Origin of the sequence: Streptomyces sp. NRRL WC-3605 (genome assembly GCF_001509795.1) — a bacterium.
GTDB classification, from domain to species: Bacteria; Actinomycetota; Actinomycetes; order Streptomycetales; family Streptomycetaceae; genus Streptomyces; species Streptomyces viridochromogenes.
Genome location: NZ_LLZN01000047.1, coordinates 29,144 through 48,933, shown reverse-complemented (window position 1 = coordinate 48,933; position 19,790 = coordinate 29,144). Strand labels below are relative to the sequence as shown.

Genomic DNA, 19,790 nt, shown 5'->3' with positions numbered 1-19,790 from the left:
CCCCGGTGTGCGGCCTCGTGTCAAGGCCCCCGCTCAGAAGCTCCAGGACAGCGTGTCGTCCACCTGCATGACGGCCAGCAGCACCAGCAGGTCGGCGACGCCCAGGCCCATGCCCAGGTAGGCGCGGCCCTTGCGGGTGGTGCCCCGCCACAGGCTGACCGCGGCCAGGACGACGGCGGTCGGACCGAGGAAGACATTGAAGACGAGGAGGCCCAGGAGGCCGAGGATGAAGGACGCGACGGCCATGCCGTCGGCGTCGCGGGTGCGGGTCCGGGTGCGCGGCCGTTCGGCGGCCGGTGCGGTGAGATGCATGGGTGTCAGCTCCTGTGGGTCGTCGGAAGGACCGGTCGGCGGTGCCGTGACGGCCGGGTCAGTTCCGTCGGGCGTGGCGCTCGCGGGCGGCGAAGACGGCCAGCCAGGCGGCGATGACGACGGCGGCGACGGCGCTGAAGGCGAGCGGCGCGTGGGCGACGGCGCCCAGCAGGACGCCCAGCAGCAGGAGCGCTGCGACGAGGAACAGCATGGTCGGATCCCCCTCCGAGATCACGTGTCGATCTCTCTCATTTCGGTGAACAGTTGTGGTTACACTTGTTCACTGACTTCAGAGTACCCCGCCCCGCGACTTCCCAACTCCAGAGAACAGTTGTTAACTGCATGGCATGAGTCACACCCTCGGCATACGGCAGGCCCAGAAGCAGAAGACCCGGCAGGCGCTCCTGGACGCCGCGTTGGTGCTGCTGGAGGACCAGAGCCTGAGCAGCCTGGGTCTGCGCGAGGTCACCCGGGCCGTGGGCGTCGCACCGACCGCCTTCTACCGGCACTTCCGCTCCACCTCCGACCTGGGCGTCGCCCTGGTGGAGGAGGCACTCGGCAGCCTGCACCCGATGATCCGCACCATCGTCGCCCCGGACGGCGAGAGCGAGCGGCGCATCGAGCGGGCGGTCGAGCTGATCGCGGGCCATGTGGAGACGCATCCGGCCCATGTGCGGTTCATCGCCCGGGAGCGGCACGGCGGGGTGCAGCCGGTGCGCGCAGCGATACAGGACCAGCTCGCCCTGTTCGGCGAGGAGGTGAAGGCCGCGCTGGCCCAGGACCCCGTCTCCGAGGGCTGGCAGGAGGACGACCTGCGCATGCTCGCGCATCTGTACGTCGATCAGATGCTGGTGACGGCCTCGCTGTTCCTGGAGGCCCTGGAGGGCCCCGAGGACGCCCGCCGCCAGGTCGCCGAGGACGCGATCCGGCGGATGCGCCTGATCACCCTCGGCCGGCAGCACTGGCTGGACTGAGCGGCGGCGGACGACGACGAGGGGCGGCACCCCGGTTCACCGGGAGCGCCGCCCCTCGTCACGCGTGGACGGGCCTCAGCCGAGCCGCACCCGCGCCAGCTGCCGGGACTGGGCCACGAGCCGGTCCTCGCTGTCCCAGACCTCCGCGTCCTCCTCCAGGAAGCCGCCCGCGAGGTTGCGGGTGGTGATGGAGACCCGCAGCGGGCCCGGCGCGGGACGGTGGCGCACGTGGACCGTCAGCTCGACGGTCGGGACCCAGCCGGAGATGCCGATCTCGAACGCGGTGGGCGGCAGGGCGTCCACGGCGAGCAGCAGCGAGAGCGGGTCGGCGTCCCGGCCGTCGGCCAGCCCGAACCAGGCCCGCATCTCGCCCTTGCCGGAGGGCCGGCCGATCGCCCAGCCGACGGTGGCGGGGTCGAGCTTGAGCATCAGCCGCTCGGTGATGGCGGAGCTTCCGGAGACGGGGGCGGGGCCGTCGTCGGCGCCGAAGCAGTGCTCGATGGGCGGGATCGCCGGCGGCACGGCCGTCGTACGGACGTCGTCGGGGAGGGCGTCGAGGTCGCCGTAGGAGGCGAGGACGCGGATGCGCTCGACCTCGTTGCCCTCGTCGTCGTACTGGAAGAGCGAGGCCTGGCCGGTGGAGAGGGTGCGGCCCGTGCGGACGACGTCCGTGCGCACGACCGCGGGGCCCGGCTGGGACGCGGTCAGGTAGTGCGCGGAGATCGTGAACGGGTCGCCGTGCGGCAGGGCGTCCGCGAGGGCGCGGCCGAGGACCGCCAGCAGATAGCCGCCGTTGACGGCGCTGATGATCGTCCAGCCGGCGGAGAGATCGATGTCGTACACGCCGGGCTCGCGCCGCGTGAGCGCGGTGTCGCGGTCGAACTCGCTGTCGCCGATCGTGGCCCGCCGGGCCGTGGTGGCGGAGGCTGCTTCTGACATGGCTGAACGGTACAACAACTGACTACTAAGCGGTAGCTTTTCGGTCGGCGGAGGCTCTCCGGTGAACCCCGGGGCCCGCTTCGCCCCTCTATGAGGACATGAGTCTCACCGGGACCCCGTTCCTCGCCACGCTCGCCGTGCTGTGCGTCGCCGCCGTCGCCCTGCCGCTGGCCCTCTGGTCACGGGTGCCCGGACCCCGGTTCGCCCGGGGCGCCGCCCGGCTGGCCATGCTGCTCTTCGCCCAGGCCACGGCGGTCGCCCTGGTCTTCACGCTGGTCAACAACTCCAACCAGCTCTACGACAACTGGGACGACGTCCTCGGGACCGGCGACCACGTCCGCGAGGCCGTCGACCTCGGCGCGAGCGGCACCGGCGGGATAGCCCTGGAGACCCTGCCCCGGGTCCGCCAGACCTTCGAGCGGGGCAGGGGGCCCGGCATGCGGACCGAGGGCGGCGTGCTCGTCACCCAGCTCGACGGGCGGGTGTCGGGGGTCCATGCCGAGGTCAACGTGTGGCTGCCGCCCCAGTACGACGACCCCGCCTACCGCGAGCACCGGTTCCCGGTCGTCGAGCTGCTGCCCGGCTATCCGGGCTCCTCCAAGGCCTGGTTCGGGTCGATGGACGCCACCGAGCAGCTGGCGCCGCTGATGCGCGAGGGGCGGATCGAGCCGTTCATCCTCGTCTCGCCGCGGACCAACCTGCTGCCGGGCGTGGACACCGGGTGCGCCAACATCGCGGGGCGGGTGAACGCCGACACCTGGCTGAGCGTGGACGTGCCGAAGATGGTCACCGACAACTTCCGGGCGCGGGCCGCGCCCGACGGCTGGGCCGTGGCCGGTTACTCGGCGGGCGGCCACTGCGCGGTCAAGCTGGCCGTGGCCCACCCCGACCGCTACCGCGCCGCCGTCGGTCTGTCCGGGTACAACGACCCGGCCGCCGAGGCCGGTTCGCTCGCGGCCCGCACCCCCGCGCTGCGCTCCGCCAACGACCCGTACACGCTGCTGACCCGCTCCCCCGCCCCGCCGCCCGTCGCGCTGTACCTGTCCGGGCAGCCCGGCGACGGGTACGAGGCCGCGCAGGCCCTCGATCGCGCCGCGCGGGCACCCACGCGCGTGGACGTCGTGTTCGTCCCGCCGAGCGCCGGAGGCCACACCATGGCGCTGTGGAAGCCGCAGGTCGTGCCGGCCTTCCGGTGGCTGAGCGAGCTGATGGCGCCGCGCGGCGCGCCCCGCGCTACTCCTCTCGCACGGTCGAGCGCCGGTTCCACGCACGCGGAGCCCGCCAGTGGAACCGCATGGCGAGCAGCCGCAGCACGAAGGCCGTGACCGCCGCGAGCGTGCCGGTGACCGGGGTCAGGGCGTCGTAGTGGATGCACAGCACGGTCAGCGAGGCGCCGACGATCGCGGGGACGGCGTACAGGTCGCGGTCCCAGCGCAGCAGTGACGGCACCTCGTTGGCGAGCACGTCGCGCAGCACACCGCCGCCGACGGCGGTCGCCAGGCCCAGGGCGACCGAGGCGGTGAGGTTCAGCCCGTAGTCGTACGCCTTCGCCGTCCCGGCGACGCAGAACAGGCCGAGGCCCGCGGCGTCGAAGACGTTCACGCCGGTCTGGATGCGCTCCACGTGCGGGTGGAGGAAGAACACCAGGAGCGCGGCGAGCAGCGGGGTGAGGAAGTACCCCAGGTCCGTGAACGCGGCCGGCGGCACGGCACCGATGACCACGTCCCGGAACAGTCCGCCGCCCAGGGCCGTGACCTCGGCGAGGACGGCTATGCCGAAGACGTCGAAGTTCTTGCGGACCGCGAGCAGGGCGCCCGAGATCGCGAACACGAAGATTCCGATCAGGTCGAGCGTGTGCTGGACGGACGGGGTGAACAGTTGCTGGAGCACCCGTACATTCTTACGCAGAAAACGGCCCCCGCCTTACAAAAGAAGGCGGGGGCCGCGACGTGGCTACTTGTCGTCACCCTCGGCGGGAGCGTCGGAGGACTTCCCAGCGGCCGGCTCCGGCGCCTCGGCGGCCGGCTCCGATGCCTCGGCGGCCGGCTCCGATGCCTCGGCGGCCGGCTCGGCGGCCTTCCCCGTCTTCGGTGCGACCGCCGCGACCTCCGCGGCCACCGCGGCCGACGTCTGCGCCGACTCCGCGAGCACCTCGTCGGCCACCAGCTCGGCGGCCTCCTTGGCGGCGGTGAGCAGCACCGTGTCCTGCGGCTGCTGGTCCTCGAAGTTCTCCGGGTGGTGGCAGGCCACGCGCTGGCCGGGCCGCAGCTCCAGCAGCGGGGGCTCCACGGTCCGGCAGACCTCGGTCGCCTTCCAGCACCGCGTGTGGAAGCGGCAGCCGGGCGGCGGCGCGATCGGCGAGGGCACGTCGCCGCGGAGCAGGATGCGCTCGCTCTTGGCGCCCCGGCGCTTCGGGTCCGGCACCGGCACGGCCGACATCAGGGCCTTGGTGTACGGGTGCATCGGCGCCTCGTACAGCGAGGTGCGGTCGGCGAGCTCGACGATCTTGCCGAGGTACATCACCGCGATGCGGTCCGACACGTGCCGGACGACCGAGAGGTCGTGCGCGATGATCACGTAGGTCAGGCCGAGCTCCTCCTGGAGGTCGTCCATGAGGTTGACGACCTGCGCCTGGATGGAGACGTCCAGGGCGGAGACCGGCTCGTCCGCCACGACCAGCTTCGGCTTCAGCGCGAGCGCCCGGGCGATGCCGATGCGCTGGCGCTGGCCGCCGGAGAACTCGTGCGGGTAGCGGTTGTAGTGCTCGGGGCTGAGACCCACCAGCTCCAGGAGCCGCTGGACCTCCTTCTTCACCCCGCCCTCGGGCTCGACGCCCTGCAGCCGGAACGGCGCCGAGACGATGGAGCCGATGGTGTGCCGCGGGTTCAGCGAGCCGTAGGGGTCCTGGAAGATCATCTGGATGTCCCGCCGCAGCGGACGCATCCCGGCCGTGTTCAGCCGCGTGATGTCCTTGCCCTCGAAGTGGATCGAGCCGCCCGTCGGGTCCTGGAGGCGGGTGATGACCCGGCCCATGGTCGACTTGCCGCAGCCGGACTCGCCGACCACGCCCAGGGTCTCGCCCTTGCGCACCTCGAAGTCGATGCCGTCGACGGCCTTGACCGCGCCGACCTGACGCTGGAGGACGCCCTTGCGGATCGGGAAGTGCTTCTGCAGGCCCTCGACCTTCAGCAGCACCTCGCGCTCGGCGGCGGGGGCCGACGCCTGGGCCGGGACGGCCGCGTCCGATTTCTTCGTCTCACTCACAGCTTCGGCGCAATCTCTTCGGTCCAGATCCGCGTGCGGTCCTCAGCCGAGAGGTGGCAGGCGGAGAAGTGTCCGCTGCCGACCGGCTGGAGCTCCGGGCGCACGGTACGGGTGACATCGCCCTTGGGGATGTCGGCGTACGGGCAGCGCGGGTGGAAGGCGCAGCCCGACGGGACGTTGATGAGGCTCGGCGGCTGCCCCTTGACGGGGATGAGCCGCTCGGAGGTCTCGCGGTCGATGCGCGGCATCGAGCCGAGCAGGCCCCAGGTGTAGGGGTGCTGCGGCCGCTCGAAGACGTCGTCGACGGAGCCCCGCTCCACGCACCGGCCGCCGTACATCACGAGGACGTCGTCGGCGATCTCGGCGACCACGCCGAGGTCGTGGGTGATGAGGACGACCGCGGAGCCGAACTCCTTCTGCAGGTCGCGGATGAGGTCGAGGATCTGCGCCTGGACGGTCACGTCGAGGGCGGTCGTCGGCTCGTCCGCGATGAGCAGCTCGGGGTTGTTGACCAGCGCCATCGCGATCATCGCGCGCTGGCGCATACCGCCGGAGAACTCGTGCGGGTAGTTGTCGACGCGCTTGCCGGGCTCGGGGATGCCGACCCGGTCGAGCATCTCGATGGCCCGCTTGCGCGCGGTCTTCTTGTTGACGTCGTGGTGGACCCGGTACGCCTCCACGATCTGGCTGCCGATCGTGTAGTACGGGTGCATCGCGGACAGCGGGTCCTGGAAGATCATCGCCATCTCGCGGCCGCGCAGCCGGCGCACCTCGTCGGGCTCGGCGGAGATGAGCTCCTTGCCGCCGAGCCAGATCTCGCCGGACATCCGCACGTTCTTGCCGCGTGCGCCGAGCCGGTGCAGGCCCATGACGGCCAGCGAGGTGACCGACTTGCCGGAGCCGGACTCGCCCACGATGCAGAGGGTCTTGCCCTTCTCCAGCGAGAAGCTCAGGCCGTCGACGGACTTGACCAGACCGTCGTCGGTCGGGAAGTGCACCTTGAGGTCACGGACATCGAGGAACGCCGTGGAGCCGTCGGAGGGGCCCTTCACGGGCTCCCCCACTGCGGCACCGGTCTTGGAGAGTTCGGTCACGAGATCCTCACCCGCGGGTCGGCGGCGGCGTACAACAGGTCCACCAGGAAGTTGGCGAGCACGACGAAGAAGGCGGCCAGGAGCGTGACGCCGAGGATCGGCGGCAGGTCGTTGTCCCGGATGGACTGCACCGCGTACTCGCCGATGCCGTGCAGGGAGAACACCGTCTCGGTGATCACGGCACCGCCGAGCAGGAGTCCGAGGTCCATGCCGAACACGGTGATGATCGGGGTCAGCGCGGCCCGCAGACCGTGCCGGACCACGACCTTCCGCTCCCGCAGGCCCTTGGCGCGGGCGCTGCGGATGAAGTCCTCGTTCATCGTCTCCAGCATCCCCGAGCGGGTGAGCCGCGCGTAGATGGCCGAGTACAGCAGGGCGAGCGAACACCACGCGGGGAAGAGGGTGTTGGCCCACTGCGAGGGGTTCTCGGTGAACGGGACGTACTCGCGGCCGAAGATCGGCCACTGGAAGGTGAAGAGGAACAGCGCGAGCTGGCCGGTGAAGAACATGGGCAGCGAGACACCCGCGAGGGCGATACCCATGAACGTCCGGTCGGCGAACGACCGCGGCTTGAGCGCGGAGATCACACCGGCCGTCACACCGCCCACCAGCCACAGCACGGCGGCACCGGCGGCCAGGGAGACCGTGACGGGCAGCCGGTCGGTGAGCTGGGGCCAGACCTCGACGTGCGTCTTGAAGGAGTAGCCGAAGCAGGGCGCGCTGCAGTGCGCCGTGGTGGGGCCGAGGTCGTAGGTGGCGCCGGAGACGATCCCCTTGATGAAGTCCCAGTACTGGACGTACACGGGCTGGTCGAGACCGAGGTTCTGCTTGACCGCCTCGATGTCGGCCTGGGTGGGGCTCTTCCCGATGTACTGCTGGGCCAGCTGGTCGGCCGTCTGGCCGGCGAGTCTGGGCAGCAGGAAGAAGATCGCGAAGGTGACCGCGGTGACGACCAGCAGCAGGATCACTGCCGCGAGCGTCCGGCGGAGGATGTACGAGATCACGGGGATCGGCGCTGGTGCCCGCGGGCCGCGAGGCCCGCGGGCACCAAAGCCTTCACCTGCCTTCCGGGGCTACTTCTTGGTCGTACCGATGTTGAGGTAGTCGTACTGACCGCTGAAGGCAGCCGTCGACACCAGGTTGGTGAATCCGGCGGGGCGGTACAGCAGGACCTTGAAGTAGGTCAGCGGAACGAGGGCCGCCTCCTCCATCGCCTTCTTGTCGATCTCCGCGTAGAGGCCGTCACGCTCGCCCTGGTCCTGGCTGGCGATCGCCTTCTCCAGCAGGGAGTCGACGTCCTTGTTGTCGAGCTGCGACAGGTTGGTGTTGCCGGAGTCGCCGATCGCGTCGCTGTGCAGGATCTGCTGCAGGAAGCCGTAGCCGGACGGCCAGTCGGCACCCCACTGCATCATGTGCAGACCGATGTTCTGCTTCTTGTTGAACTTCGGGACACCCGCGGCGTCGGTGAAGTACTTGCCCGACGGGAACTGCTTCAGGCTGGCGTTGATGCCGACCTTCTTCAGCGAGTCGATGATCGCGGTGGCCGCGTCGATCTCCGCGGGACGGTCGCTGCGCGCCGAGATGTTGGTGTCGATCGACGTCTTGCCGCAGGCCTTCAGCTGCTCCTTGGCCTTGGCGACGTCGCCCTTGTTGCCCGGCGTGGCGTACAGGTCGGACTTCTGGTAGCCCGGGATGTCCGGCGGCAGGACGGTGGAGGCGATGTCACCGCGGATCGGGCCGCCGAGGGCGGTCTGCACGGAGACCTTGTTGACCGCGAACTCCACGGCCTTGCGGCACTCGACCTTGTCGAACGGCGCGAGCTTGGTGTTGATCGCCATGTAGACCAGGCGGCCACCGTAGGTGTTGTCGGTGTTGGCCTTCTGGTCCGAGGAGTTGACGACCTTCGCCTGGGTCGCGGCCTGGACACCGGTACCACCGAGGTCGATGGCCTTGCCGGCCATGACGTCCTGGTCGATGGTCTCGGCGTTGACCTTCAGCTTGACGACGACCTTGTCCGGGTACTGCTTGCGCAGCGGGTCGGTCTTGGCGTCCCAGTTCTCGTTGCGGACCAGGACGGCTTCCTTGCCCTCCTGGTAGCTCTCGAACTTGTAGGAGCCCGACGACACGATCTTCTTGACGTAGTCGACGCCGGTGTCCTTCGCCTTCGGCACGGGGGCCGTCTGCGGGGTGGCGACCAGGTAGTCGAACTCCTGGAAGGCGCGGTTCAGCTTGAAGACGATGGTGTTGTCGTCCGGCGTCTGGATGGACGAGATGCCCTTGTCGCTCTTGTCCTTGTACGGGCCCTTGTACTTGTCGCCGCCCTCGAGGAACTGCTGGAAGTAGCTGGGGCCGAGGGAGAGCACGTCACGCGCGAAGTTGGAGCGCTCGACGGCGTACTTCACGTCCTTGGCCGTGATCGGGGTGCCGTCCTCGTACTTCAGGCCCGGACGCAGCTTGTACGTCCAGGTCTTGCCGCCGTCGCTGGGCTCGCCGGGGGCGGAGGCCAGGTCCGGGACCAGCTCGTTGCCGGACTCGCCGGCACCGGGCTTGAACGTCATCAGCGGGCGGGCGTACAGCCGGCTGAGGTTGTACATGTACGCGTAGTACGTGTTGCCCGGGTCGAAGGAGTCCGGGACGTCGGAGTACTCGTACGTGACCGTCCCACCCTTCTGGGTGGAGGCGTTGACGACGTCCTTGGTCGCGGCGTTGGCCCCAGCCGACTTCGATCCGTTGTTGTCCGACTTGTCATCGGCCTTGCTGCAGGCCGAAAGCAGCAAGCTCGCACTGCCGACGACCGCAACCGCGGCCAGCGTTGACCTTCGCATGATGGTCTGCTTCCCCTCCATTGTTGGAAATTCTGGACTCTCGCCGCGTCCGCCGGTCAGCGGCTGCGCGGGTCGAGAGCGTCACGAAGACCGTCGCCGAGCAGGTTGAACGCCAGGACGGTGACGAAGATGGCGAGGCCGGGCACGATCATGAACTGCGGGTCGACCTCGTAGAAGTCGACCGCCTGGTTGAGCATGCCGCCCCACGACGCCTGCGGGGGCTGGATGCCGACACCGAGGAAGCTCAGGCTGGCCTCGAAAAGGATGTTCGTCGGGATGAGCAGCGTCGAGTAGACGATGATCGGGCCGACCAGGTTCGGGAGGAGCTCCCGGAAGAGGATGTACGGCCCCCTGGCCCCCATGCCCCGGGAGGCGTCGACGAACTCGCGCTCCCTGAGGGCCAGGGTCTGACCGCGGACGATGCGGCCCAGATACGGCCAGTTGAAGAAACCGATGATGAAGATCAGCACGCTGATGTGCAGCGGCAGGCCCTCCAGGCCGAAGGCACCGCCCTGCAGGGTGGCCGAGATGGCGATGGCGAACAGCAGCAGCGGGAAGGCCAGGAAGGTGTCCATCAGGCGGCTGATGATCGTGTCCACCCGGCCGCCGTAGTAGCCGGCCACGACGCCGAGGATGGCGCCGATCGTGTTGGACAGCAGCGTGGCGCCGAAGGCGACGACCAGCGAGACCCAGGAGCCCTCGAGGATGCGGGTGGCGATGTCGCGGCCGAACTTCGGCTCGACACCCAGCGGGTGCTCCCAGCTCATCCCGCCGAAGTCACCCTTCGGCAGCGAGGTGTTGGGGTCGATGAGGTCCTGGTTGAGCGCGTTGGGGTCCAGGCCGAACATCGCCTGGATGGGACGCGACAGGATCGCGAGCAGGATCAGCAGGATGACGATGACGCCGCCGGCGACGGCCACCTTGTCCTTCTTGAAACGGGACCAGGCGATCTGCCCCAGCGAACGCCCCTCGATCTTGCTCTTCTCGATCCCGGAGAGCACGGCCTCGGGCTGTGCTCCAGCCTCCGCTCCCGTTGTCTCGATCGGTGCGGTCACAGTGGAATTGACCCCTCTCGGCCGGCGGTTGCCGACCCCCCTGGCTGCCGCGGTAGCGGTTGCTCTCACTCGCACACAGGGCCGACCGGCCCGTGCCTAGCGGGGAGTCTTCAATGCGGGGCCGATCAGTCGCCAGAGCTGACGGGGAAAGGATGCGCAACCGTGATGCTGTTTGGGGGATTCCGTTATCCGAACAGCGGGTAACAGGGGCCGGACGCGTACCAGTTGGGGCGTATGAGGGCGGACCGGGACCTTCCGATCGCATCTACGCGCGGAGATCCACCTGGGAAACCACAGCCGGGAGGCGTTCGCACCTACGACCGAGGGGGGAGGGACGAAACCCCGTCATGGCAAGTCGAAGCTCAGTAACGGCCCTGTGCCGGAGGGTAGCCATAGCCCGAAGCGGGGGCGGGAGCGTGTGCCTCACGGTCGTAGAACGGCCGCGCGGCCGACCGCATCCACATCGCCACCGGGTCGTCCTCGTCGGCCAGGGCGACGGTCGAGACCGGCAGTCCGTCCGGGACCGCGGTGACCGACTGGAGCATCATCGAGCGCACCGCGTCCACGGCGGGCGGGCTCGTGTCGTAGACGTCCAGGCCGATCGCCAGGTACGGCGCGCCGAGCGCGGGCTGCACCCAGGCGCGGCGCAGCGTGCGCACGGCCGGGGTCCGGTGGGCGTTCTGCGCGAGGAGGGCGTAGAACTGCGGGACCTCGATGGCGGGTTCCGACAGCCGCAGCGGGCCCGCCGGCTGACGGTCCAGGCCGGTGGCGATCCGGCGCAGGTCGAGCCAGGGGATGCCGACGCCGCCGCCCGGGGCGTGCGGGTTCAGCCAGAGGCCGTAGTGGTCGGGGTAGAGGGTGCGGGCCACGTCGAGGCCGTCGACGACCTCGTAACTGCGGTTCCAGCCGCTGGCCGACAGCTCCTGGGCGGAGGTGACGCACGGGGCGTAGCCGTGGCCATCGACCTCCATGTTCCCGTACTGGGCGTCCGGGGAGCCCGCCTGACCGTGCCACAGCAGCATCCAGACCTGGCCGGTGGCCGGGGTGGCGAGCGCGCGCAGGAGGGCCTCGTAGGCGTCGTAGCGCCCGGGGGTCACCTGGCGCAGCATGTGCTCGACCTGCCCGGTCGAGGTTGTGCCGCTCGCGCTCACCTTTTACCGCCCCTTCGGGAAAACATGGCTGTGACCCCAGCTTAGGGCCTGCCCTTCGGATCCTGGCCGCTCCGCTCGGGGTCTCAGGGCTCGCGCGTGTAGAAGGGGCGGACCTTCGCCCGCATCCAGTCGATGACCGGGTCCTGGGCCACGTCGAGGAGGACCAGGTTGACCGGCCAGGGCACGGGCACGCGGCCGAGGGCGCGGCCCAGGGCGTCCGTGGGGGCCGCCCTCAGATCGCCGTCCCACCGGGTCAGTTCGACGCCGACGAACATGACCGGCGGGCCCGTCTCGATCGCGGCGAGGCAGCGGCGGGCCGTGGCGACGACGCCGGTCGCGGCGAACTCGGCGGAGGCCGCGGACAGGAAGTCGACCGGGTCGTCCTGCCAGTCGGGCTCGTAGAGCTTGACGCGGCCGCCGGAGGCGGGGCCGTCCAGCGGGGTGCGGCCCGACCGGCACACCTCGGCCACCGCCGCCGGGGGCAGCGGCACACCGACCACCCCGCCCGGGTTGACGGCGATGCCCACGTGCGGGGGCAGTCCGCGGGCGAACTCCACGGCCGGGGCGACGGTGTACGCCATGTGGGAGCCGACGACCTGCCGGAACTGCTCCTCGGAGGAGAACACCGGGACGTAGCCCTGGCCGTCGATCTCCATGCCGGGCAGGTCGAGCGGACCGCTGTGCGGGCCACCGCCGTTGGGCAGCGGGACCCAGACGAAGCTGCGGCCCAGCACCTCCACGATCCGGGCGCCGGCCGAGGGCAGGCCGAGGGAGGCGGAGAGCACCTCCTCCAGTTCGTTGCCGGGCCAGCCGCCGTGCGGGTGGAGAGGTGAGCCTGCCGGGAAGTCCGCGGGGAGATCCGCTGCGAAGTCCATCTGTGGGTGACCGCCTGCTGTGAATCACGTCTGAGGGTCGAAAGGCTACCGGGGTCCCCCACCGTCCGGCGGGGGCCCGGTCAGCCCGTGAAGCCGATCCGGCGCAGTGCCGCGGCCGCGTCCCGGTCGAGCAGCACCGCGGAGCCGCAGCCCCGGGGCAGGTCGCCGGCGGTGATCGCGCGCATCAGCCGGACGGCGGCGCGCCGGTGCCGCAGGAAGGCGTACCGGGAGACGCCCCGGCCGCGCTCGCGCTGTCCCGCCAGCGCGGTGTCCGGGTCGACGTCGAGCACCAGCAGGTGCAGGACGCCGCCGCGGCGCCGGGCCGCCCGGGCCAGCCAGCCGCGCACCCACGCCTGGGTACCGCAGTCGTGCACGACGAGCCCGCCCCCGCTCCGGACGGCACGGCGCAGACCGGTGTAGTGGGAGAGCCGGACCAGGGGGCGGTAGAGGGCGTAGGGCAGGAGGCCGGGCATCCGGGCGTCCCAGCGGTCCCGGGTGTCCTGGGAGTCGACGCGGGGGCCGCGCACGGTCCGCCGCATCAGGGTGGACTTGCCGCTGCCGGGCAGACCGGTGATCACGACGAGGTCGCGCGGGCCGAAGAGCAGGGCGTGCGGGCTGCGCCCGGAGCGCTCGCGCAGGTCGCGGACGACGGGCGCCGGCGCGCCGGTCTCGACGGCGGGGGCGGCCGGCTGCCCGGGCAGGGCGATGCCCGTGGTCGTCGCGTACGCCGAGGTGCGCTTCACCGTCATCGTCCTCCTCCGCATACAGGCTTCCCCGTCCCCACCGCGTGTAAAGAGAAGGTAATGGAGTCTCGCCTCCGATTTCGTTCGCTTACTGCCACAGGCCGGTTACAGATGCGGCCTGGGGCGGAGGGGGCCGGGCATGCGATGATGGCGGCGCCAACTGCATACCGGCCGTTTGAATCCGCGCGGGAGAGTCCCCGGCAGTACGCCGCCGGGGCGCCGAAGGAGCAAGTCCCTCCCTTGAATCTCTCAGGCCCCGTTACCGCGCGGGCGAGGCACATCTGAAAAGCGGGTCACCGTGCGCGGTGGCCCCACCCAAGGTGCAAGCCATGAACTTCCCCTCCGGGGGTCGTGGCGAACCTCTCAGGTTCCGATGACAGATGGGGAGGAACGTTCCTCGCCCGTCTGCCCTTGGAGAAGACCGACCGATGAGCAGTACCGCAGCCTCCGCACCGCGCCGTACCGCGCTCGATGCCCTGCATCGCTCGCTCGGCGCCACCATGACCGACTTCGCCGGCTGGGACATGCCCCTGCGCTACGGCTCCGAGCGCGACGAGCACACCGCGGTGCGCACCCGGGCCGGCCTGTTCGACCTGTCCCACATGGGCGAGATCACGGTCACCGGCGCCCAGGCGGCCGCCTTCCTGAACCACGCCCTGGTCGGCAACATCGCGTCCGTCGGTGTCGGCCGCGCCCGCTACACCATGATCTGCCAGGCCGACGGCGGCATCCTCGACGACCTGATCGTGTACCGGCTCGCCGAGACGGAGTACATGATCGTCGCCAACGCCTCCAACGCCCAGGTCGTGCTGGACGCCCTGACCGAGCGGGTGGCCGGCTTCGACGCCGAGGTCCGCGACGACCGCGACGCCTACGCGCTGATCGCCATCCAGGGTCCCGAGTCCCCCGGCATCCTGAAGTCCCTCACCGACGCCGACCTCGACGGCCTGAAGTACTACGCCGGCCTGCCCGGCACGGTCGCCGGCGTGCCCGCCCTGATCGCCCGCACGGGCTACACCGGCGAGGACGGCTTCGAGCTGTTCGTGAAGCCGGAGCACGCCGTGGCACTGTGGCAGGCGCTCACCGAGGCCGGCGAGGGCGCCGGCCTGGTCCCCTGCGGTCTGTCCTGCCGGGACACGCTCCGCCTGGAGGCCGGCATGCCGCTGTACGGCAACGAGCTGACGACCTCCCTCACCCCCTTCGACGCCGGGCTCGGCCGGGTGGTGAAGTTCGAGAAGGAGGGCGACTTCGTGGGGCGCGAGGCGCTCCGGGAGGCCGCCGCCAAGGCCGAGACGGACCCGCCGCGCGTCCTGGTCGGCCTGGTCGCCGAGGGCCGCCGGGTCCCGCGCGCCGGGTACCCGGTCGTCGCCGGCGGCGAGGTCGTCGGCGAGGTGACCTCGGGCGCCCCCTCCCCCACCCTGGGCAAGCCGATCGCCATGGCGTACGTCGACGCCGCGCACGCGGCGCCGGGCACCCCCGGTGTCGGCGTGGACATCCGCGGCAGCCACGAGCCGTACGAGGTCGTGGCGCTGCCGTTCTACAAGCGCCAGAAGTAGAACCCGCGAGCGGCACGAGCGCCGCCGCGCGTACAGACTGGCAGGGCGGCGTGCGCCCGCGCGCCCGCCGCTGCCACGTCCGTCTCCCCCGTCCCCCCTTCATCACCACTCCCGCGCGTACAGGAGAATTCAGGCCATGAGCAACCCCCAGCAGCTGCGTTACAGCAAGGAGCACGAGTGGCTCGCGACCGAGGACGGCGTCGCCACGGTCGGCATCACCGAGTTCGCGGCGAACGCGCTCGGCGACGTCGTCTACGCCCAGCTCCCCGAGGTCGGCTCGACCGTGACCGCGGGTGACACCTGTGGCGAACTGGAGTCGACGAAGTCCGTCTCCGACCTGTACTCCCCGGTCACCGGCGAGGTCACCGAGATCAACGAGGACGTGGTGAACGACCCGGCCCTGGTGAACTCGGCCCCCTTCGAGGGCGGCTGGCTGTTCAAGGTGCGCGTCACGGAGGAGCCGGCCGACCTGCTCTCCGCCGACGAGTACGCCGCCCACACCGCCGGCTGAGGAGCCGTAGCCCCCATGTCTGAGAACTCCCTTCTGAACACGCCCCTGCACGAGCTGGACCCGGCGGTCGCCGCCGCGCTCGACGCCGAGCTGGAGCGTCAGCAGTCCACCCTCGAGATGATCGCGTCGGAGAACTTCGCCCCGCTCGCCGTCATGGAGGCGCAGGGCTCGGTCCTGACGAACAAGTACGCCGAGGGCTACCCCGGCCGGCGCTACTACGGCGGCTGCGAGCACGTCGACGTCGCCGAGCAGATCGCGATCGACCGGGTCAAGGAGCTGTTCGGCGCCGAGTACGCCAACGTGCAGCCGCACTCGGGCGCCTCCGCCAACCAGGCCGCGCTGTTCGCGCTGGCCCAGCCCGGCGACACCATCCTGGGTCTGGACCTGGCGCACGGCGGCCACCTCACCCACGGGATGCGGCTGAACTTCTCCGGCAAGCAGTTCCAGGTGGTCGCGTACCACGTGGACGCCGAGACCGGTCTGGTCGACATGGACGAGGTGGAGCGCCTGGCCAAGGAGCACCGCCCGAAGGTGATCATCGCGGGCTGGTCGGCGTACCCGCGCCAGCTGGACTTCGCGGCCTTCCGCCGGATCGCCGACGAGACCGGCGCCTACCTGTGGGTGGACATGGCCCACTTCGCGGGTCTGGTCGCGGCCGGGCTGCACCCCAACCCGGTGCCGCACGCCGACGTGGTCACCTCCACCACCCACAAGACGCTCGGCGGTCCGCGCGGCGGGATCATCCTGGCCCGCGGCAAGGAGTTCGCGAAGAAGCTGAACTCCTCCGTCTTCCCGGGCTTCCAGGGCGGTCCGCTGGAGCACGTGATCGCCGCCAAGGCGGTCTCCTTCAAGGTCGCGGCCTCCGAGGAGTTCAAGGAGCGCCAGCGCCGCACGGTCGAGGGCGCCCGGATCCTCGCGGACCGGCTGACCGCGGCCGACGCCCGCGAGGCCGGGGTGAACGTGCTGTCCGGCGGCACGGACGTGCATCTGATCCTGGTCGACCTGCGGGACTCCGAGCTGGACGGGCAGCAGGCCGAGGACCGCCTCCACGAGGTGGGGATCACGGTCAACCGCAACGCGGTCCCGAACGACCCGCGTCCGCCGATGGTGACCTCCGGGCTCCGCATCGGCACCCCGGCGCTGGCCACCCGCGGTTTCACCGCGGAGGACTTCACCGAGGTCGCGGACGTGATCGCCGAGACGCTGAAGCCGTCGTACGACGCCGAGGCGCTCAAGGCACGGGTGAAGGCGCTCGCCGACAAGCACCCGCTCTACGCCGGTCTGAACAAGTAGGACCGTCGTCCCTTTCCCGGGGCGTCCCGCACACTCGAAGGTGCGGGGCCCCCGGGGAAGGCCCTCCGCACCACCCCGCACCACCCCGCACCGAGGAGTTTCCGTGGCCATATCGGTCTTCGACCTGTTCTCGATCGGCATCGGCCCGTCCAGCTCCCACACGGTCGGCCCGATGCGGGCGGCCCGTATGTTCGCGCGCCGGCTGCGCAACGAGGGCCTGCTGGAGTCCGCCACCGCCGTCCGGGCCGAGCTGTACGGCTCGCTGGGCGCCACCGGACACGGGCACGGCACCCCGAAGGCGGTGCTGCTCGGCCTGGAGGGCGACTCGCCGCGCACCGTGGACGTCGAGTCCGCGGACCGGCGGGTGGAGTCGATCAGGGAGTCGGGCCGGCTGCGGCTGCTCGGTGAGCGCGAGATCGCGTTCTCCTTCGACGACGACCTGGTCCTGCACCGCCGCAAGGCCCTGCCCTACCACGCGAACGGCATGACCCTGTGGGCGTACGACGCCCAGGGGGCCGAGCTGCTGACGAAGACGTACTACTCGGTGGGCGGCGGTTTCGTCGTCGACGAGGACGCCGTCGGCGAGGACCGGATCAAGCTCGACGACACCGTCCTGAAGTACCCCTTCCGCACGGGCGACGAGCTGCTGCGGCTGACCCGTGAGACGGGCCTGTCGATCTCGGCGCTGATGCTGGAGAACGAGCGGGCCTGGCGCACCGAGGAGGAGATCCGCGAGGGCCTGCTGGAGATCTGGCGGGTGATGCGGGAGTGCGTCTCGCGGGGCATGAGCCGCGAGGGCATCCTGCCCGGCGGGCTGAAGGTGCGCCGCCGGGCCGCGAACACCGCGCGCAAGCTGCGTTCCGAGGGGGACGCGAAGGCACTGGCCATGGAGTGGATCACGCTCTACGCCATGGCCGTGAACGAGGAGAACGCCGCCGGCGGCCGGGTGGTCACCGCCCCGACGAACGGCGCCGCGGGCATCATCCCGGCCGTCCTGCACTACTACATCAACTTCGTGCCCGGCGCCGACGAGGAGGGCGTGGTCCGCTTCCTGCTGGCCGCGGGCGCGATCGGCATGCTCTTCAAGGAGAACGCCTCGATCTCCGGCGCCGAGGTCGGCTGCCAGGGAGAGGTCGGCTCGGCCTGCTCGATGGCGGCGGGCGCCCTGGCGGAGGTGCTGGGTGGCTCGCCGGAGCAGGTGGAGAACGCCGCCGAGATCGGCATGGAGCACAACCTGGGCCTGACCTGCGACCCGGTCGGGGGCCTCGTGCAGATCCCCTGCATCGAGCGCAACGGCATGGCGGCCGTCAAGGCGGTCACGGCGGCCCGGATGGCGATGCGCGGCGACGGCTCGCACAAGGTGTCGCTGGACAAGGTCATCAAGACGATGAAGGACACGGGCGCCGACATGTCCGTCAAGTACAAGGAGACGGCGCGCGGCGGGCTCGCGGTCAACATCATCGAATGTTGACGATTCCACGTCCATGACGCGTCAGCCGTGCCACGGTGGGGCATGAGCCAGGTCAACTCCTGTCCCCCCCACGGCACTCAGGGAGTCCCCCATGCTGCGCGGCATCGACGTGAGCGCGTACCAGTCCTCGTCCTACGACACCGACGGTCTCTCCTTCGTCTTCGTCAAGGCGACGGAGGGCCGCTCGTACGTCAACCCCAAGCTCTCCGCCCAGACGAAGCGGGCCCGTGACGCGGGTCTGGTCGTCGGCTACTACCACTTCCTGTGGCCCGGGAACCTGACCGCCCAGGCCGACTACTTCCTGAAGCACGCGCCGGAGAAGGCGGGTGACATCCTCGCCGTCGACTGGGAGACGACCGGCGAGGGCACCCACGCGAGCAACGCGGAGAAGGACCGGTTCATCCGCCTCCTAAAGGAGAAGCGGCCGGACAACCGGGTGGTCCTCTACTGCAACCGTCACTACTGGCTGAACGTCGACACGACGTCGTACGCCGGGGACGGCCTGTGGATCGCCGACTACGTCACCAAGGGCAAGCCGCGGATCAAGGCGAAGTGGCGCTTCCACCAGTACACGGACGACCCCCTGGACAAGAACGTCGGGAACTTCTCCAGCAAGGCGGCGCTGCGGGAGTGGGCCGGGAACGCCTGAAGGGGCGCCCTCCGAGGGGAGGGCGCCCCTTCACGGGTCCTGCCGAGTCCTACTTGTTCAGGAAGGCCCAGAACTCGTCGAAGGACAGCACCTTGTCGCCGTTGAGGTCGCGGCTCTTGATGATGGCCTCGGCGACGGCCTCGGTGACGTTCCAGTCGCCGCCCTGGGCGAGGGCGCTCTTGAACTCGGCGGCGGTGATGGTGCCGTCGCCGTCCGCATCGATGCGCTCGAACTGCTTGCGTGCTTCCTCGATGTCGATGTGCGCCACCGGTCCGCCCCTCTACTCGCGTGTACTCGCGTCAAGTCGTGTCGTGCTGGCTTTTTGCCGCAGGTCAGATTAACCGTTCGCGGAGGCGGGGCGGCCCTCAGCGTTCGGTGACCCTCATCTCGAACCAGGTGGTCTTGCCGCGGGGCAGCAGATCCACGCCCCAGCGGTCGGCGAGCTTGTCGACGAGGAAGAGCCCCCGGCCGCTGACGTCCATCTCCTGGACCGGCATCAGGCAGGGCAGACCGCGGGAGGGGTCGCGGACCTCGATACGGATCCAGCCGCGGCGGCGGCGCATCCGTAAGCCGAAGACCCGGGCGCCGGTGTGGCGGACGGCGTTGCCGACGAGCTCGGAGACGAGGAGCACGGCGTCCTCGGCCATCCTGGGGCTCAGGGCCCACTGCCGCAGGACCACCGTCTGGGTCAGCCGGCGCGCGGTGGCGGCGGATTCGGGGCGGGACGGCAGCGGAACTTCGGCCTCCGTGGGATTGCCGAACAGCTCCAGCGCCTTCGCGGCAGTGTCGTCCTCGACCGCCGGCGACCAGCGCGCCGCGGCCGCACGGCTGTGTCCCCGCGGCTGTTCGATACCCTCCAGCCCCGCCATGCCCCCATCATGGCCGTCCGCGGGGCTCCGCGTGGCCGTTCCCGAGGAATACACCCCCCGGAAGCGGTCATTCCGCCGCAGCCGATCGGCATATGCCAACGGCAGTTCGGAGCCGCCCACAGCCCCGCTGAGCTGCGGCGGAAGGCCCTTCGACGGCCCTTGACCGGCTCCCTCGACAAGGCACGCTTAAGGCTGTCTTAAGGCTGCCA

The 19,790-nt window shown here is 70.5% G+C and carries 21 protein-coding genes and 1 riboswitch; of the genes, 7 read left to right on the top strand and 14 right to left on the bottom strand.

Going from position 1 to position 19,790, the window contains the following annotated elements; genetic code table 11:
• Positions 1–33: 33 nt before the first annotated feature.
• Positions 34–312: a hypothetical protein gene (locus ADL34_RS12395; RefSeq protein WP_062666521.1), complete on the bottom strand. Its 279-nt coding sequence runs from the start codon at positions 310–312 to the stop codon at positions 34–36.
• A gap of 58 nt (positions 313–370) precedes the next feature.
• The gene (locus tag ADL34_RS35620) at positions 371–523 is read right to left on the bottom strand and encodes a hypothetical protein (protein ID WP_107115600.1); all 153 of its coding nucleotides are present in this window, start codon (positions 521–523) and stop codon (positions 371–373) included.
• 136 nt (positions 524–659) lie between these two features.
• Here ADL34_RS35620 and ADL34_RS12390 point away from each other — a divergent pair, with 136 nt between their 5' ends.
• On the top strand, positions 660–1,286 hold the full coding sequence (locus tag ADL34_RS12390; protein WP_062666519.1) for a TetR family transcriptional regulator: 627 nt from the start codon (positions 660–662) through the stop codon (positions 1,284–1,286).
• Positions 1,287–1,361: 75 nt separating this feature from the next.
• On the opposite strand, the gene ADL34_RS12385 is transcribed toward ADL34_RS12390, so the two are convergent.
• Complete coding sequence (locus tag ADL34_RS12385) at positions 1,362–2,225, bottom strand: thioesterase family protein (RefSeq protein ID WP_062666517.1); 864 nt, start codon at positions 2,223–2,225, stop codon at positions 1,362–1,364.
• Positions 2,226–2,323: 98 nt separating this feature from the next.
• Here ADL34_RS12385 and ADL34_RS12380 point away from each other — a divergent pair, with 98 nt between their 5' ends.
• A complete protein-coding gene (locus ADL34_RS12380; protein ID WP_062666515.1) occupies positions 2,324–3,550 on the top strand; it encodes an alpha/beta hydrolase in 1,227 nt (408 codons plus the stop codon).
• On the opposite strand, the gene ADL34_RS12375 is transcribed toward ADL34_RS12380, so the two are convergent.
• The 9 genes from ADL34_RS12375 to ADL34_RS12335 all read right to left on the bottom strand — a co-directional run bounded on the left by ADL34_RS12375 (position 3,459) and on the right by ADL34_RS12335 (position 13,238).
• The gene (locus ADL34_RS12375; protein WP_062666514.1) at positions 3,459–4,115 is read right to left on the bottom strand and encodes a trimeric intracellular cation channel family protein; all 657 of its coding nucleotides are present in this window, start codon (positions 4,113–4,115) and stop codon (positions 3,459–3,461) included. The two genes, ADL34_RS12380 and ADL34_RS12375, sit on opposite strands and share 92 nt — an antisense overlap.
• Before the next feature lie 63 nt (positions 4,116–4,178).
• Entirely contained in the window at positions 4,179–5,489 is a 1,311-nt protein-coding gene (locus ADL34_RS12370) for an ABC transporter ATP-binding protein (protein ID WP_062666511.1), read from the bottom strand.
• On the bottom strand, positions 5,486–6,583 hold the full coding sequence (locus ADL34_RS12365; RefSeq protein ID WP_062666509.1) for an ABC transporter ATP-binding protein: 1,098 nt from the start codon (positions 6,581–6,583) through the stop codon (positions 5,486–5,488). Before ADL34_RS12365 ends, ADL34_RS12370 begins: the two co-directional genes overlap by 4 nt.
• On the bottom strand, positions 6,580–7,587 hold the full coding sequence (locus tag ADL34_RS12360; RefSeq protein ID WP_062666507.1) for an ABC transporter permease: 1,008 nt from the start codon (positions 7,585–7,587) through the stop codon (positions 6,580–6,582). Before ADL34_RS12360 ends, ADL34_RS12365 begins: the two co-directional genes overlap by 4 nt.
• 69 nt (positions 7,588–7,656) lie before the next feature.
• Positions 7,657–9,429, bottom strand: coding sequence for an ABC transporter substrate-binding protein (locus ADL34_RS12355; RefSeq protein WP_062666505.1), 1,773 nt, complete (start codon positions 9,427–9,429; stop codon positions 7,657–7,659).
• A gap of 35 nt (positions 9,430–9,464) precedes the next feature.
• Positions 9,465–10,463, bottom strand: a complete 999-nt coding sequence (locus ADL34_RS12350) for an ABC transporter permease (protein ID WP_062666504.1) — start codon at positions 10,461–10,463, stop codon at positions 9,465–9,467.
• Positions 10,464–10,825: 362 nt separating this feature from the next.
• Complete coding sequence (locus tag ADL34_RS12345; RefSeq protein ID WP_062666502.1) at positions 10,826–11,614, bottom strand: enhanced serine sensitivity protein SseB C-terminal domain-containing protein; 789 nt, start codon at positions 11,612–11,614, stop codon at positions 10,826–10,828.
• 83 nt (positions 11,615–11,697) lie between these two features.
• Positions 11,698–12,489: an enhanced serine sensitivity protein SseB gene (locus ADL34_RS12340; RefSeq protein WP_062666500.1), complete on the bottom strand. Its 792-nt coding sequence runs from the start codon at positions 12,487–12,489 to the stop codon at positions 11,698–11,700.
• Positions 12,490–12,569: 80 nt separating this feature from the next.
• Positions 12,570–13,238, bottom strand: a complete 669-nt coding sequence (locus tag ADL34_RS12335) for an AAA family ATPase (protein ID WP_062666499.1) — start codon at positions 13,236–13,238, stop codon at positions 12,570–12,572.
• 170 nt (positions 13,239–13,408) lie between these two features.
• Positions 13,409–13,507: riboswitch (glycine riboswitch) on the top strand.
• A 153-nt stretch (positions 13,508–13,660) separates the two neighbouring features.
• Here ADL34_RS12335 and gcvT point away from each other — a divergent pair.
• The 5 genes from gcvT to ADL34_RS12310 all read left to right on the top strand — a co-directional run bounded on the left by gcvT (position 13,661) and on the right by ADL34_RS12310 (position 18,712).
• Positions 13,661–14,788 carry a glycine cleavage system aminomethyltransferase GcvT gene (gene gcvT, locus ADL34_RS12330; RefSeq protein WP_062666496.1) on the top strand — a complete coding sequence of 376 codons (1,128 nt, stop codon included), beginning with the start codon at positions 13,661–13,663 and terminating at the stop codon, positions 14,786–14,788.
• 136 nt (positions 14,789–14,924) lie between these two features.
• A complete protein-coding gene (gcvH, locus tag ADL34_RS12325; protein ID WP_062666494.1) occupies positions 14,925–15,299 on the top strand; it encodes a glycine cleavage system protein GcvH in 375 nt (124 codons plus the stop codon).
• Between the two features lie 15 nt (positions 15,300–15,314).
• Positions 15,315–16,592 carry a serine hydroxymethyltransferase gene (gene glyA, locus ADL34_RS12320; RefSeq protein ID WP_062666492.1) on the top strand — a complete coding sequence of 426 codons (1,278 nt, stop codon included), beginning with the start codon at positions 15,315–15,317 and terminating at the stop codon, positions 16,590–16,592.
• A gap of 103 nt (positions 16,593–16,695) precedes the next feature.
• On the top strand, positions 16,696–18,063 hold the full coding sequence (locus ADL34_RS12315) for an L-serine ammonia-lyase (RefSeq protein ID WP_062666490.1): 1,368 nt from the start codon (positions 16,696–16,698) through the stop codon (positions 18,061–18,063).
• 91 nt (positions 18,064–18,154) lie between these two features.
• Positions 18,155–18,712, top strand: a complete 558-nt coding sequence (locus ADL34_RS12310) for a glycoside hydrolase family 25 protein (RefSeq protein WP_062666488.1) — start codon at positions 18,155–18,157, stop codon at positions 18,710–18,712.
• Positions 18,713–18,761: 49 nt separating this feature from the next.
• Here ADL34_RS12310 and ADL34_RS12305 read toward each other — a convergent pair whose 3' ends face one another.
• Positions 18,762–18,980, bottom strand: coding sequence for an EF-hand domain-containing protein (locus tag ADL34_RS12305; RefSeq protein WP_062666486.1), 219 nt, complete (start codon positions 18,978–18,980; stop codon positions 18,762–18,764).
• A gap of 97 nt (positions 18,981–19,077) precedes the next feature.
• On the bottom strand, positions 19,078–19,581 hold the full coding sequence (locus tag ADL34_RS12300) for an ATP-binding protein (RefSeq protein ID WP_062666485.1): 504 nt from the start codon (positions 19,579–19,581) through the stop codon (positions 19,078–19,080).
• Positions 19,582–19,790: the final 209 nt, after the last annotated feature.